This window comes from Kitasatospora sp. NPDC051853, assembly GCF_044452665.1.
In the GTDB taxonomy this organism is placed as follows: domain Bacteria; phylum Actinomycetota; class Actinomycetes; order Streptomycetales; family Streptomycetaceae; genus Kitasatospora.
In genome coordinates, this window is the sequence record NZ_JBITBY010000007.1 from 419681 (window position 1) to 432563 (window position 12883).

Annotated in this window: 10 protein-coding genes; 3 read left to right on the forward strand and 7 right to left on the reverse strand. The window is 71.6% G+C overall.

Annotation, left to right across the window (positions count from 1 at the left end; translation table 11 throughout):
* Window positions 1-35: 35 nt before the first annotated feature.
* From ACIA8O_RS22415 to ACIA8O_RS22440, 6 genes are all read right to left on the reverse strand, one after another.
* Window positions 36-1340 (reverse strand): cellulase family glycosylhydrolase, encoded by a 1305-nt coding sequence (locus ACIA8O_RS22415; protein WP_396295684.1) that lies wholly within the window; start codon window positions 1338-1340, stop codon window positions 36-38.
* A gap of 62 nt (window positions 1341-1402) precedes the next feature.
* Window positions 1403-2596 carry a mannose-6-phosphate isomerase, class I gene (gene manA, locus ACIA8O_RS22420; protein WP_396295685.1) on the reverse strand — a complete coding sequence of 398 codons (1194 nt, stop codon included), beginning with the start codon at window positions 2594-2596 and terminating at the stop codon, window positions 1403-1405.
* A gap of 95 nt (window positions 2597-2691) precedes the next feature.
* Window positions 2692-3720, reverse strand: coding sequence for a LacI family DNA-binding transcriptional regulator (locus ACIA8O_RS22425; protein ID WP_396295686.1), 1029 nt, complete (start codon window positions 3718-3720; stop codon window positions 2692-2694).
* A 97-nt stretch (window positions 3721-3817) separates the two neighbouring features.
* Window positions 3818-4699 (reverse strand): carbohydrate ABC transporter permease, encoded by an 882-nt coding sequence (locus ACIA8O_RS22430; RefSeq protein WP_396295687.1) that lies wholly within the window; start codon window positions 4697-4699, stop codon window positions 3818-3820.
* On the reverse strand, window positions 4696-5664 hold the full coding sequence (locus ACIA8O_RS22435; RefSeq protein ID WP_396295688.1) for a carbohydrate ABC transporter permease: 969 nt from the start codon (window positions 5662-5664) through the stop codon (window positions 4696-4698). Before ACIA8O_RS22435 ends, ACIA8O_RS22430 begins: the two co-directional genes overlap by 4 nt.
* Window positions 5665-5763: 99 nt before the next feature.
* Window positions 5764-7071, reverse strand: a complete 1308-nt coding sequence (locus tag ACIA8O_RS22440; protein ID WP_396295689.1) for an extracellular solute-binding protein — start codon at window positions 7069-7071, stop codon at window positions 5764-5766.
* 337 nt (window positions 7072-7408) lie between these two features.
* Between ACIA8O_RS22440 and ACIA8O_RS22445 the strand changes: the two genes are divergently transcribed.
* Window positions 7409-8404 (forward strand): ROK family protein, encoded by a 996-nt coding sequence (locus ACIA8O_RS22445; RefSeq protein ID WP_396295690.1) that lies wholly within the window; start codon window positions 7409-7411, stop codon window positions 8402-8404.
* A 735-nt stretch (window positions 8405-9139) separates the two neighbouring features.
* Window positions 9140-10168, forward strand: coding sequence for a LacI family DNA-binding transcriptional regulator (locus ACIA8O_RS22450; protein WP_396295691.1), 1029 nt, complete (start codon window positions 9140-9142; stop codon window positions 10166-10168).
* Between the two features lie 28 nt (window positions 10169-10196).
* Here the strand turns inward: ACIA8O_RS22450 and ACIA8O_RS22455 are convergent, their stop codons facing one another.
* On the reverse strand, window positions 10197-11237 hold the full coding sequence (locus ACIA8O_RS22455; RefSeq protein WP_396295745.1) for a LacI family DNA-binding transcriptional regulator: 1041 nt from the start codon (window positions 11235-11237) through the stop codon (window positions 10197-10199).
* Window positions 11238-11483: 246 nt separating this feature from the next.
* On the opposite strand from ACIA8O_RS22455, the gene ACIA8O_RS22460 reads away from it, so the two are divergent.
* On the forward strand, window positions 11484-12785 hold the full coding sequence (locus tag ACIA8O_RS22460; protein ID WP_396295692.1) for an ABC transporter substrate-binding protein: 1302 nt from the start codon (window positions 11484-11486) through the stop codon (window positions 12783-12785).
* Window positions 12786-12883: the final 98 nt, after the last annotated feature.

Genomic DNA, 12883 nt, shown 5'->3' on the forward strand with positions numbered 1-12883 from the left:
CACCGGGCGGCGGGCGGTCGGGGGCCGGCGAGGGGTCAGCTCGCCGCGGTCATCGCCTTCGCGTGGGCGGCGAAGAGCTGGGCGGTGGTGCGGGTGGGGTTGGCGGGGTCGTTGTTCCACATGACGCGGTGGCCGTCGTAGTCGGGGTAGAAGGAGCCGTCGTCGACGCGGGAGGTGAGCAGCCAGAACTGGTCGCCGGCCGCGCCGTTCGCGAGCGCGGCATCGGTCCAGGCCCGGTAGGCGGCGTCGCGGGCAGCGGGGTCGGGGATGTCGCGGGCGGGGTCGATCTGGAGGCCGAACTCCTCGACGACGACCGGCTTGCGGAGTGTGCGGCCGTCGGCGAGGTGGTCGGTGATCCAGCGGGTGCCCCAGGCGGTGGCGTCGGTGCCGGGCTTGGAGCCGCTGGTCTCGCCCCAGTTCTGCGGGTAGACGTGGACGGTGCCGTAGTCGACGGCGGGCAGGGCGGTGAGCTTCAGCCAGTCGGCGCCCTCGTAGTCGGAGTAGGGGTAGTCGGCGTGGCCGGCCTTGCCGTAGAAGCCCTCGTCGCCGACCGCGAGCAGCTGACGCGGGGCCAGCGACTTGACGTAGGCGCTCATCTCGCGGGCCCAACCGAGCAGCATGGCACCGGACTTGTCGCTGCGGCAGCGCGGCTCGTTGGCCAGCTCCCAGGCCATGACGGTGGGGTCGGCGTCGTAGCGCAGGCCGGTGTAGCGGTTCCGGCGCCCGATCACGTGCTTGGCCCAGGCCCGGTACGCCTTGCGGCAGTTGGCGTCGGTGTAGAAGCGGTCGTGGTGGACGCCCTCGCCGTAGGAGTCGTCGGGCAGGCCGAGGAACCAGGAGACGTACTGGCGCATGCCGCCGTAGTCGGGCCAGTTGTTGACCAGCGGGAGGACCAGGCGCAGGCCGAGTTGCCCGGCCTTGTGGACGGCGTAGTCGAGGCTGTCGAAGGCGGCCTCGTCGTACCGGAACGGCTGCGGCTGCAGAGCGCGGTGCGAGTGGCCGTCGCCGTCGGCGAAGGCCCAGGCGCGGATCACCGTCAGGCCCATCGCGGCGGCGTCGTTCAGCACCGCGTCGATCATGTAGTGGGACTGCTGGTGGAGGTAGTAGCAGTTGGTCCCGCCGAAGCGGAACGTCCGTCCGTTCAGGCGCAGTTCACCGCCTCTGGCGGTGACGAACGAGCGCTTCGCGCCGTCCTCGCGGCCGTTGCCCCGCTGCTCGGCGTCCTGGCCCGCGCCGGTGGTGGCGAGTGCGGTGCCGCTGACGAGCGGGGTGGCGGCGAGGCCGAAGGCTGCTGCTCCCAGCAGGGTGCGGCGGCTGGTGGTGCGGGGCTGGTCGTTCACGGGTCTCCTCCGGACAAGCGTGGGTGGGGTGGTGCCTGGGGGCGTGATCGGTTGGGGCCAGGTCAGCGGGGCTGCGGGACCTTGGCGCGGAACAGGGTGGCGTCACCGTCCAGCCGGACGGGTCCGCCGGCGGCGGGCAGGTAGGCGGACCGGCCGGGGACGAGGGTGGGTCCGTCGTCGATCCGGGCGGTGCCGCGCACGCAGAGCAGGATCTGCGGGCCGTCGTCGGCGATCTCCAGGGGCTCGCCGATTTCGATCCGGGAGAGGCTGAACTCCTCGGCAGGAGTGAGGAATTCGAGCTCGCCGGGGCCGGTGGGAACGGCGGGGACGTGCTGCGGGGCGGTGGGGCGGAAGTCGACCACCGCGGCCAGTGCGGCGGTGTCGACGTGCTTGGGGGTGAGGCCGCAGCGCAGCACGTTGTCGGAGCCGGCCATGATCTCGACGCCGAGGCCGCGGAGGTAGGCGTGCGGGACTCCGGCGTCCAGGTAGAGGGCTTGACCGGGGCCGAGGCGGACGTGGTTGAGCAGCATCGCGGCGAGGATCCCGGGGTCGCCGGGGTAGTCGCGGGCGGCGTCCCGGTACGCGGCCCAGGTGGCCGCGTCCGCATCGTCGCCCGAGGCCAGGGCGGCCAGGGCGGCGGGGAGTTCGGCGGCGGCCCGCTCCCCCCTGGCGCGGTCGTCCGCGAGCGCGGCGGTCAGCACCGTGCGCAGTGCCTGGTCGGCGGGGGCGGTGCGCAGCTGCTCGATCCAGGGGTCCAGCACCGGCAGGGCCAGGCGCTGCCAGAGCGCGGCGGTGGCCCGGGGGTCGCGGAAGCCGCAGAGTGCCTCGAAGTCGCCGAGGGCGCAGATCAGTTCGGGTTTGTGGTGGCGGTCGCGGTAGATCCTGTGCGGGGCGTCGAGCGGGATGCCGGCGGCCTCCTCGGCCGCGTACCCGGCCTTGGCCCGGGCGGCGGTCGGGTGGACCTGGACGGAGAGGGCGTGGTCGGCAGCCAGCAGTTTCAGCAGGAAGGGCAGGCGGGCGCCGAAGCGTTCGGCCACCCGGTCGCCGAGCTCGTGCCGTGGGTCCCGGGCGATGACGGCGTCGAGTGCCTCGCTGCCCCGGCCGCGGTCGATCCGGGCGGGGGCGCCGGGGTGGGCGCCCATCCACAGCTCGGCCTCGGGCGCGCCGGTGGGCCGGCGGCCCGTCAATTCGGCGAGGGCGGTGGTGGAGCCCCAGGCGTACGGGCGGATGGTGGTGGTGAGCAGGTCGGCGGTCATGTCGGTGCTCCGGGTGTGCGTGGGACCCGGCCCGTCCTCGAACTTCCTCACCCTCAAGAGGAGTCGGGGACGGGCCGGGAGTCTGTGGGAGGCGGTCAGCGGGACGGCGGTCCGCTGCTGCCGCGTGGTACCAGGACGGGTGTGGGGGCCGGGGAGGTCGGCGGGCGCCGGTGCTCGACGACGTCGAACAGGGTGCGGGCGACCTGGGTGCCGTAGCCGTGGACGTCGTGGCTCATCGCGGACAGCGGGGGGTGGGTGAGCCGGCAGAGCTGGGAGTCGTCCCAGGCGATCAGGGACAGGTCAGCGGGGACCTGGAGGCCGAGCTCGGCGGCGACGGCGATGCCGGCCACCGCCATGATGTCGTTGTCGTAGACGATCGCGGTGGGGCGGTCGGCGGAGGCCAGCAGCATCCGGGTGGCCCGGGCGCCGGCCCGCCCGGAGAAGTCCGTGGTCAGGCTGCGCGGCGGCTCCAGGCCGAGCTGCGCGGCGACGGCCTCCAGCGCCCGGGTGCGGATCGCGGTGTGGCCGAGGGCCGGGTCGCCGCCGACCCGGGCGATGCGGCGGTGGCCGAGCATCGCCAGGTAGCGGACGGCGTCCTCGACGGCGGCGGAGTCGTCGGTCCACACGGTGGCCAGCGCCGGGCCGGCCAGGGCCGGGTGTCCGGCGGCGACGGCGGGCATGCCGAGCGCGGCCACGGCCGGGATGCGGGGGTCGTCCTCGGTGAGGTCGACCAGGACTGCGCCGGACACCCGGCGGGTGCGCCACCAGGTGCGGTGCACGGCGATCTCCTGCTCGCGGTCGCGCACCAGGCGCAGCAGCAGGGTCGCCGAGCGCTCCTCCAGCACGGTCTCGATGCCGGAGATGAACTCCATGTAGAAGGGTTCCAGGCCGAGTTGGTGGGCGGGGCGGGCGATGACCAGGCCGACGGTCTCGCCGTCCGGGTGGAGGGCGGCCAGGCTGCGGGCGGCTTGGTTGGGTACCCAGCCGAGTTCGGCGGCGGCGGTCCGGATGCGGTGCCGGGTGGGGGCGGAGACGCCGGGTCGGTCGTTGAGGGCGAGCGAGACGGCGCCGGGGGAGACGCCCGCGCGGGCGGCGACGTCGCGGATGGTGACGCGTCCGCTCATCGCCTCGGTCTCCTTGCCGTGGTGGGCGCGCACTGTCGGGGCGGAGGCACCGCGGCGCAGGTGCGGTGCCTCCGGGTCGTCCGCCCTGGGAGCCGGCTCACTTGGTGGAGCCGGCCGCGAAGCCGGCGTAGATCAGGCGCTGCAGGGCGAGGAAGACGATCAGGGTCGGCAGGATGACCAGGATGGTGCCGGCCGAGATGATCTCCCAGTTGACGCCGAACGGGCCCTGGAAGCGGAACAGCGAGGTGGAGATGGTGCCGAGGTCGCTGGAGGGCATGTAGAGGAAGGGGATGAAGAAGTCGTTGTAGACGGTGACGCCCTTGACGATGACCACGGTGGCGATGGCGGGCTTGAGCATCGGCAGGATGATCCGCCAGTAGACGGTGAAGCTGTTGGCGCCGTCGAGGCGGGCGGCCTCGTCGAGGGAGACCGGGATGGAGCGGATGAACTGCAGGAAGATGTAGATCGAGATGATGTCGGTGCCGAGGTAGAGCAGGATCGGCGCCCACCGGGTGTTGAAGGCACCGAGGTTGTCGATGATCTGGAAGGTCGCGACCTGGGTGGTGACGCTGGGGACCAGGCTGGCGAGCAGGAACAGCGCCATCACGAGCTTCTTGAGCCGGAACTCGAAGCGGTCGATGGCGTAGGCGGTCATCGAGCCGATGACGACCGTGCCGGTGACCGAGACCAGCAGGATGAAGGTGGTGTTGAGGAAGGCGGGCAGCATCTTGCCCTGGGTGAAGGCGATCCGGAAGTTCTCGAAGTTGAGCCAGTTGCCGGGCAGGTCGAGCGGCCCGGTGCCGAGGGCTTCCTGACGGGTCTTCAGCGCGGTGAAGAGGATCACCAGCAGGGGGATCAGCACGACGGCGGAGGCCAGGACCAGGGAGAGGTACTTGGCGCCGCCGGCGACGGCGGACCGGGTGTGGATCCTGCGGGCGGCGCGGGGCTGCCGCGCGGGGGTGACGGGATCGGTGGTCACGAGAGTTCCACCCTCTCCTCCGGCACCAGGCGGCGCTGGATCCAGGTGACGAGCAGGATCAGGACGAGCAGGACGACGGCACTGGCCGAGGCGAGGCCGAACTTGTCGAACTTGAAGGCCATGTTGATGCTCTGGATGACGAAGGTCTGCGAGCCGTTGGCGCCGCCGGTCATGATGTAGGGGATCTCGAAGACGGCGAGCGAGCCGGAGACGGCGAGGATCGCGCTGAGGCTGATGACGGGCTTGATGCTGGGCGCGATGATGTGGCGGAACTGCTGCCAGCGGCTCGCGCCGTCGAGGGCGGCGGCCTCGTAGAGGTGCGGAGGGATGGACTGGATGGCGCCGAGGAAGAGCACCAGGTTGAGACCGGTGTAGCGCCAGACCGACACGCCGGCCAGGGACTTGTTGACCAGGTCCGGGTCGCCCATCCAGAGGTGGTCGCCGTGGATTCCCAGGAGTGCGAGCAGGGAGTCCAGGGTGCCGTGGGGGCGGAAGAAGTAGAGGAAGACGAACCCGATCGCCACGCCGTTGATCAGGTACGGGAAGAAGAGGATGCCCTTGAAGAGGTTGCGGAACCTCGTGTTGAAGCTGAGCACGGTGGCGAAGTACAGCGCCAGACAGATCTGCAGCACCGCGGCGACCAGGTAGACGCCGCTGACCAGGAACACCTTGAACAGCTCGGGGCGGGTGACCAGGTCGGTGTAGTTCTTCAGCCCGACGTTGTTTTTCTCGGGGCTGATGCCGTCCCAGTCGGTGAAGCTGTAGCCGAGCATGTCGGCGATCGGCAGGTAGGTGAAGGTGGCCAGGAGCCCGAGCGGTACCAGCAGGTAGAGCCACGGGGTGAACCACCAGTGCCTGCGGACACCCTTGCGCCGGGGGAGGCGGCCCGGGCCGGCCGGAGTGGCGGCGGGGGAGGTCCGTGCGGGTGGCCGTGCGGTGGCCCGGTCCCTCTGCAGTGCAGTCATCTTCGTTCCTTCGTTGGTCCTGGCGTCCGGTGAGCGGCACGGCCCGGCCCGATGTCAGGGCGGGTGGGCGCGGGCCGTGCCGCTCGGTTCCCGGGTGGGTCAGCCGACCGTCTTCTGCGACTCGGACCACTTCTTGTTGAGCTCGGCGAAGTAGCTCTTCTGGTCGCCGGGGGCGGCGCCGCGCGCGATGTCGACCAGCTTCTGCCGGTAGTCGGGGGCGTCCAGGTTGATCTCCGCACCCTTGTCGATCTTCTTGACCTTGGCCAGCTGCTCCTGGTTCTGGCCGATCATCTGCACGCCCTTCTTGGTGAAGGGCTTGAGGGCGCTGGGCAGTTCGGTGCCCTTGACGGAGGAGATGCCCTGCTCGTTCCGGGCGGCGCCGGACTTGTTGACGAACCAGTCGATCCAGGCGCGGGCCGCTTCCTGGTTCTTGGAGTGCTTGTTGATCGCGTACTTGTAGTCCGGCTGCAGGACGGTGCAGGGCTTGCCGGTGGTGGACGGGAACGGCATGTAGCCGATGTCGTCAGGGTTGGCGCCGGCCTTGGTGGCGGCGTCGCGCACCTGCGAGATGGACCAGGAGCCGAGGTACATCGAGCCGACCTTGCCGGTGGCCAGCAGGACCTTGGAGTTGTCCCAGTTGGTGGTGGTCGGGTCGGTCTCGGAGAGCTTCTCGCTGACCACCGAGTACAGCAGGCTGTCGATGGTGAAGATGTCGTTGCCGCTGGTCCACGGCAGCGGCGTGGTGGCCATCGCGTCCTTGGCCTTGGGGTCGCAGCTGGGGGAGCTGACCGCGTCGGTCCACTGCCGCAGCGGCCAGCCGTCGTGGTAGTTGGTGTAGTACGGGGTCGCGGCGCCCTTGGCCTTGATGGCCTTCAGTGCGGTGACGAACTCCTCGGGGGTCTTCGGCCACTCGGTGACGCCGGCCTCCGCCCAGACCTTCTTGTTGTAGACGAAGCCGGTCACGGTGCCGTAGTTGGCTATGCCGTAGACCTTGTTGCTGACCGTCGAGTAGTCGGTCCACTGGTACTGCTGGGACAGCTCGGCGGCCTCGCCCAACGGCGAGAAGAAGGTGGGGAACTGAGCGATCGACAGGTCCGAGGGGATCGGCAGCACGTCACCGTAGTTCTCGGTGTTCATGCGGATCTTGACTTCGCCCTCGTAGTCCTTCATCCCCTCGAACTTCACCTTGACGTTCGGGTAGAGCTTGGTGAACTCGGCGGCGTACTTGTCCAAGGTGCCGTCGCCCAGCTGGTCCGTACGGTTCGTCAGGACCGTGATGGAGCCGGACACCTTGGCCGGGTCGGAGTTGACCGTCGGGACCGAGGTGGCGCCGCTGCCGCCGTTGCTGCTACACGCCGTGAGCACCACCATGGTCGCGGCCGCGACGGCCACCCATCCTCTTCGCATCTCGCCCATCCTTCGCGCTGATCGTCTTCTGAACACGGGGGAAGCGACATCCAGCGGACCTGACCGGTCTCCCTGGCTGCTGGACGCTTAACGTAGACGTCACTTTGCTGCCATGTCCATAGAGCGGTCAACTTTGATATCCACCAGTTTTGTTACCGATCAAGGCTCTGTTTACTAAAACTTTGCCTAACAAGTGAGTGGATCGAGCCCGTTGTCCGACTGGGACCGGCGAGGTCTGGACAACGTTGTCAAAGCTGGTCAGAATCGCCGGGAACGCCCCGGTGGCGCCCTGTCCAGTACGGCGGCGCTCCTCAGTCGCACACGCGGAGACGTCACGATGAGTTACGACATGGCCGGACCCACCGGGCCGGCACCGGCCGGCACCCCCGCAGGACCGCTGATCGCGGCCCTCGACATCGGCGGCACCAAGATCGCGGGCGGCCTGGTCGACACCGGCGGCACCCTGCTGCACCAGCTCCAGGTGCCCACCCCCGCCGACGGTGACCGGCACGAGCTGATGGCCGCCGTCGACCACGTCCTCGACGACCTCGCCCGCCTCCCCGCCTGGCAGCACGTACGGGCGCTCGGCATCGGCAGCGCCGGCCCCGTCGACATCGCCGCCGGCACCGTCAGCCCGGTCAACCTCCCCGGCTGGCGCGGCTTCCCGCTGCGCTCCGAGGCGGCCGAGCACCCCGCCGTCCGCGACCTGCCGGTCGTCCTCGGCGGCGACGCCGTCGCGATGACCGCCGCCGAACACTGGCGCGGAGCCGCCCGCCCCTACCGCAACGCCCTGTGCCTGGTGGTCTCCACCGGCGTCGGCGCCGGCCTCGTCCTCGACGGCCGCCTCCGCACCGGCACCACCGGCAACGCCGGACACCTCGGCCACATCAGCATCGACCACGGCGGCCGCCCCTGCCCCTGCGGCTCCCGCGGCTGCCTGGAGGGACTCGCCTCCGGCACCGCCATCGCCCGCACCGCCGCCGAACTCGGCTGGCGCCCCGGCCCGGACGGCGACGCCACCGCGGGCGCGATCGCCGTCGCCGCCCGGGCCGGTGACCCGCTCGCGTTGACCGCCTACGACCGCGCCGCCCGGGCCCTGGCGGCCGGCATCGCCGCCACCGCCACCCTCGTCGAACTCGACGCCGCGGTGATCGGCGGCGGCGTCGCCAAGGCCGGCCCCGTCCTCTTCGACCCGCTCACCCGCCACCTCGCCTCGTACGCCACCCTCTCCTTCACCCGCGGACTGAGCCTGGTGCCCGCGCGCCTGGGCACCGACGCGGGCCTGGTCGGCGCCGCCGCCCTCGCCCGCCCCGTACTCCCCGCCTGTCGTTGACGCCCGACGCCGCCATCGGCTGCGCCTGCGGCGCGGGGGCTGCTCTGACGGATCGACAGGAGAGGTGAGGGCCGGGCTCGGTCGGTAGGTGACCTCGGAGCGTTGACGGCCGCCGGTGGACGCGGCGTCGGGCCGGCCGTGGCCGATGTCGTCGCCGAGGGCCCCGCCGCCCTCGCCCGCCCCGCTCGCCGCTGACGCCCGACGTCGGCCAGGCCTCCCGTGCGGGGGTCGCTCTGACGGATCGACAGAAGAGGTGAGGGCCGGGCTCGGCCGGCAGGTGACCTCGGAGCGTTGACGGCTGCCGGTGGACGCGGCGTCGGGCCGGCCGTGGCCGATGTCGTCGCCGAGGGCCCCGCCGCCCTCGCCCGCCCCGCTCGCCGCTGACGCCCGACGTCGGCCAGGCCTCCCGTGCGGGGGCTGCTCTGACGGATCGACAGAAGAGGTGAGGGCCGGGCTCGGCCGGCAGGCGGCCTCGGAGTGCCGACGGCCGCCGGTGGAGGGCCCCGCCGTCCTCGGTAGGACCGCTGCCGGAGTGCCGTCCGGCCGGCGGCCCGGGGGGCGTCACCCCGCAGCCGGTCCCCTCCCACCTGATCGTGCGGGGACCGGCGGGGAAGGCTCCACGGCCCGGGGGCTGACCCGAGGTGGGCGGCCTGCCGCTGCTGCGCGACCTGACAGGATAGACCCTGGGCACGTGGAGACGTGCCGTGGACCCACCAGCCGTCAGAGGGGAACAGCATGCCGCACCGGGTGACGATCCGAGACGTCGCCGCTCGCGCCGGGGTCTCCGCCGGTGCCGTCTCGCTCGCCCTCAACGACCGGCCCGGCGTCTCGGAGGAGACCCGCCGCCGCATCACCGAGGCCGCCCGGGAACTCGGCTGGTCCCCCAACCTCGCGGCCCGTTCGCTGGCCCGTGGTCCGCAGGTGCACACCATCGGCATGGCGATCAGCCGCGAGGCCGTGGACGAGGGGCTCGACGCGCTCCACATGGCCCTCATCGGCGGCATCGAGCACGTCCTGTCGGAACGGCCCTGCTCCCTGCTGCTGCACCTGACCACCAGCCGGGAGATGGAGATCGCCCTCTACAAGCAGTGGTGGCAGTCCGGTCAGGTCAACGGGGCGGTGCTGACCGGGGTGACCGCGGACGACCCCCGGATCGAGCCCACCCACCGCCTGGGCATGCCGGTGGTCGCCGTCACCCACCCCGACCACAGTGGCCCCTTCCCGGCGGTCTGGAGCGACGAGGCGGCGGCCGTCACGGAGGCGGTGCGTTACCTGGCCGTCCTCGGGCACCGGCGGATCGCCCACGTCGCGGGCCCCGCCAAGCTCGGCAGTGCGCTGGTCCGCTCGCAGGCGTTCGAGGACACCGGCGTCGAACTGTCCCTGGAGGACCACCGCACCGTCGTCACCGACCTGTCGGCACATCAGGGTGCCCGGGCCACCCGGGAGTTGCTCGCCTCCGCCGACCGGCCCACCGCGATCGTCTACGACAACGACCTCATGGCGGTGGCCGGCCTGGCGGTGGCCGCCGAGTTGGGCCTGCGGGTCCCCGAGGACGTGTCGCTGGTCGCCTGGGACGACTCGGACCTGTGCCGGATCACCAGGCCGAACCTGTCCGCCCTCAGCCACGACCCCTTCGCCTTCGGCTCGGAGGTCGCCCGGTGCCTGCTCGAACTCCTGGACACCGGACGGGCCGAGTCCCGCATCTCCGGGACCCCCGAACTGGTCCCGCGCGGGACCACCGGCCCGCCGCCGCGGCGGCCGTGAGCCGGTCCGGTCCCGGGGACCGGACCGATCAGGCCGGCGGCGCCGCGGTGCTCCCGCGGGGAGTCAGCTGCGGAGCGGCGTCCTCGTAGCCGTCGCTCTTCCCGCCCGCGATCAGCGCCAGCAGGGTCCGTGCGGCGTGCGCGCCGTAGGCGTGGATGTCCCGGGTCAGCGCGGTGAGCGGAGGCCGGACCACCTGGACCAGGGGGGAGTCGTCCCAGGCGACGATCGACAGGTCCTCGGGCACCTGGAGTCCCATCTCCTGGGCGACCGACAGGCCGGCGACCGCCGTCATGTCGTTGTCGTAGAGGATCGCGGTGGGCCGGTCGGGGGAGAGCAGCAGGCGCCGTGTCGCCCGTGCGCCCTCCAGGCCGGTGTAGTCGGTGTGGACGACCGGCACGGCCTCCAGCCCGAGTTCCTCGCACACGGCCGTGAAGGCCGCGTCGCGCAGCGAGGTGTGCACCAGGCCCGTGAGCCCGGCCACTCGGCCGACCCGCCGGTGGCCCAGCGCCGCCAGGTACTCCAGCGTCTCGCGGACCGCCGCGGAGTCGTCCGACCAGACCGGGGTCAGGCCGCCGGAACCGGACGGGTGACCGATGACGACCGTCGGCAGGCCGATCTCCTCCAGGGCCGGTACGCGGGCGTCGTCCTCCCGCAGGTCCACCAGGATCGCGCCGTCGATCTGCCGCTCGCCCCACCAGCGCCGGTAGGCCTCCAGCCCGCGCTCGTGGTCCGAGACCACCCGCAGCGCCAGTGAGTAGGACGCCTCGGAGAGCACGTTCTCGATCCCGCCGATGAGCTCCATGAAGAACGGCTCGGTCCCCAGCATCCGGGCCGGCCGCGCCAGCGCCAGGCCCACGGCCGACGACTTCGCGCCGCTCAGTGCCCGGGCGGCGCTGTTGCGCACGAACCCGATCTCCTCGGCGACCTCCGCGATCCGGGCCCGGGTCGCCTCCGAGACGCCCGGCTGGCCGTTGAGCGCGTTGGAGACGGAGACCTTCGACACGCCGACGATCTTGGCGATGTCGGCGATCGTGGGCCGCCGCGCGGCCGGACTCTGCTGCGGGGACACCTGATCCACGAGGACCCTTCCGAACCGATGAGGCGGACCTTGCGCCCCCAAGCTACTACGGGCCCGGCCGTCCGCAGTAGCCAACCCCGTGCATGGGGGACAACCGGTTAACCAGCCGTTGACAGCTGCGAGACGGCGGCAATAGCGTCCCCCGGAATTAACCGGTTAACTCCACAGGTGCCGGAGCCCGGCGCGTGACGGCGACCGCCCGGGCGCGGCACCGCTCCCAGTGCGAAGGACGAGCGAATGCGCAGAGGATGGGTGGCCGTCGCCGCCGCGACGGCGATGCTGCTGACGGCCTGCGGGAGCGGGGGCGACGGCGCCCCGCCCCCCGACGGCGGCGACACCCGCGTCTCCGGTGAGATCAAGGTCCTGACCAACCGCGTCGACCAACTCTCGGACGGGACGCTCAGGAAGTACGCGGACCGGTTCCGGAAGGCGTACCCGGACGTGAGGGTCCGGTTCGAGGCCCTCACCGACTACGAAGGCGGGATCGGCGTCCGGCTGGACGGCGGCGACTACGGCGACGTGCTGCTGATTCCCAACAGCATGAACCTCGGTCAGTATCCGACCTACTTCGCGTCCCTCGGCTCCGCGGACGAGCTGGCGCAGACCTTCGACTTCACCGAGTACGCCACGGTGGCGCACCAGGTGTACGGCCTGGCGAACATCGGCATCGCCACCGGCTTCGTCTACCACAAGGCCGTCTGGGAGCAGGCCGGCGTCACCGAGTGGCCGCAGACCCCCGAGCAGTTCATCGACGCCCTCAGGGCCATCAAGGCGAAGACCCGGGCCATCCCCTACTACACCAACTACCACGACGGATGGCCGCTGCGGCAGTGGTCCGACCACATCGGCGGACCGGGCTGCAACAACTCCGCCCGGGACGCCTTGGCCGCCACCCCGGACCCCTGGAGTCCGGGCAGGGACCTCCATGCCATCGACGGCCTGCTCTACAGCGCCGTCCGCGAGAGGCTGACCGAACCCGACCCCGCCGCCACCGACTGGGAGAGCTCCAAGACCCTGATGGGCACCGGGCAGATCGGGGCGATGTTCCTCGGCTCCTGGGCGATCCCGCAGATGCGGAAGGCCGCCGAGGCGGCCGGCCGCAACCCCGACGACATCGCCTACCTGCCCTTCCCCGCCCTGTCCAAGTCCCACTTCTGCACCGTCGTCCAGCCCGACTACAAGTACGCGGTCAGCAGCCGCTCCAAGAACAAGGCCGCCGCGCGGGCCTGGATCGACTGGTACCTGACCAAGTCCGGCAGTGCCCAGGCGGAGCAGGCCATCTCCACGGTCAAGGGCACCCCGCTGCCGCCGGCCCTCAAGGCCTTCGACGAACGCGGGGTGCGCATCATGACGCAGACCCAGGACAAGGCCGCCCTGGTGAGCGAGATCGACAAGGACGCCCGGATCGGGCTGAGCTCGCCCGACTACCGCCGAAAGCTGGTCGACATCGCCCGCGGCGCGGCTCCGGGGGACCAGGCCGGCTACTTCGCGGACCTCAACAAGCGATGGGCCCAGTCCCAGCGCAGACTCGGGCGCTGACCCCCGCGGATCGGCCGCCTTCGACGAACCGGTAAAGGCAATGCGCCCTCCATCTGGCCATGCTGTTGGTAGATGTGTTGCTGATGTGGCCTTTTGCT

Excerpts from the sequence above, each read along its gene's own strand:
- manA (WP_396295685.1), bottom strand. The coding sequence starts at position 2,596 with ATGACCGCCGACCTGCTCACCACCACCATCCGCCCGTACGCCTGGGGC.
- ACIA8O_RS22425 (WP_396295686.1), bottom strand. The coding sequence starts at position 3,720 with ATGAGCGGACGCGTCACCATCCGCGACGTCGCCGCCCGCGCGGGCGTC.
- ACIA8O_RS22435 (WP_396295688.1), bottom strand. The coding sequence starts at position 5,664 with ATGACTGCACTGCAGAGGGACCGGGCCACCGCACGGCCACCCGCACGG.
- ACIA8O_RS22440 (WP_396295689.1), bottom strand. The coding sequence starts at position 7,071 with ATGCGAAGAGGATGGGTGGCCGTCGCGGCCGCGACCATGGTGGTGCTC.
- ACIA8O_RS22445 (WP_396295690.1), top strand. The coding sequence starts at position 7,409 with ATGAGTTACGACATGGCCGGACCCACCGGGCCGGCACCGGCCGGCACC.
- ACIA8O_RS22450 (WP_396295691.1), top strand. The coding sequence starts at position 9,140 with ATGCCGCACCGGGTGACGATCCGAGACGTCGCCGCTCGCGCCGGGGTC.
- ACIA8O_RS22460 (WP_396295692.1), top strand. The coding sequence starts at position 11,484 with ATGCGCAGAGGATGGGTGGCCGTCGCCGCCGCGACGGCGATGCTGCTG.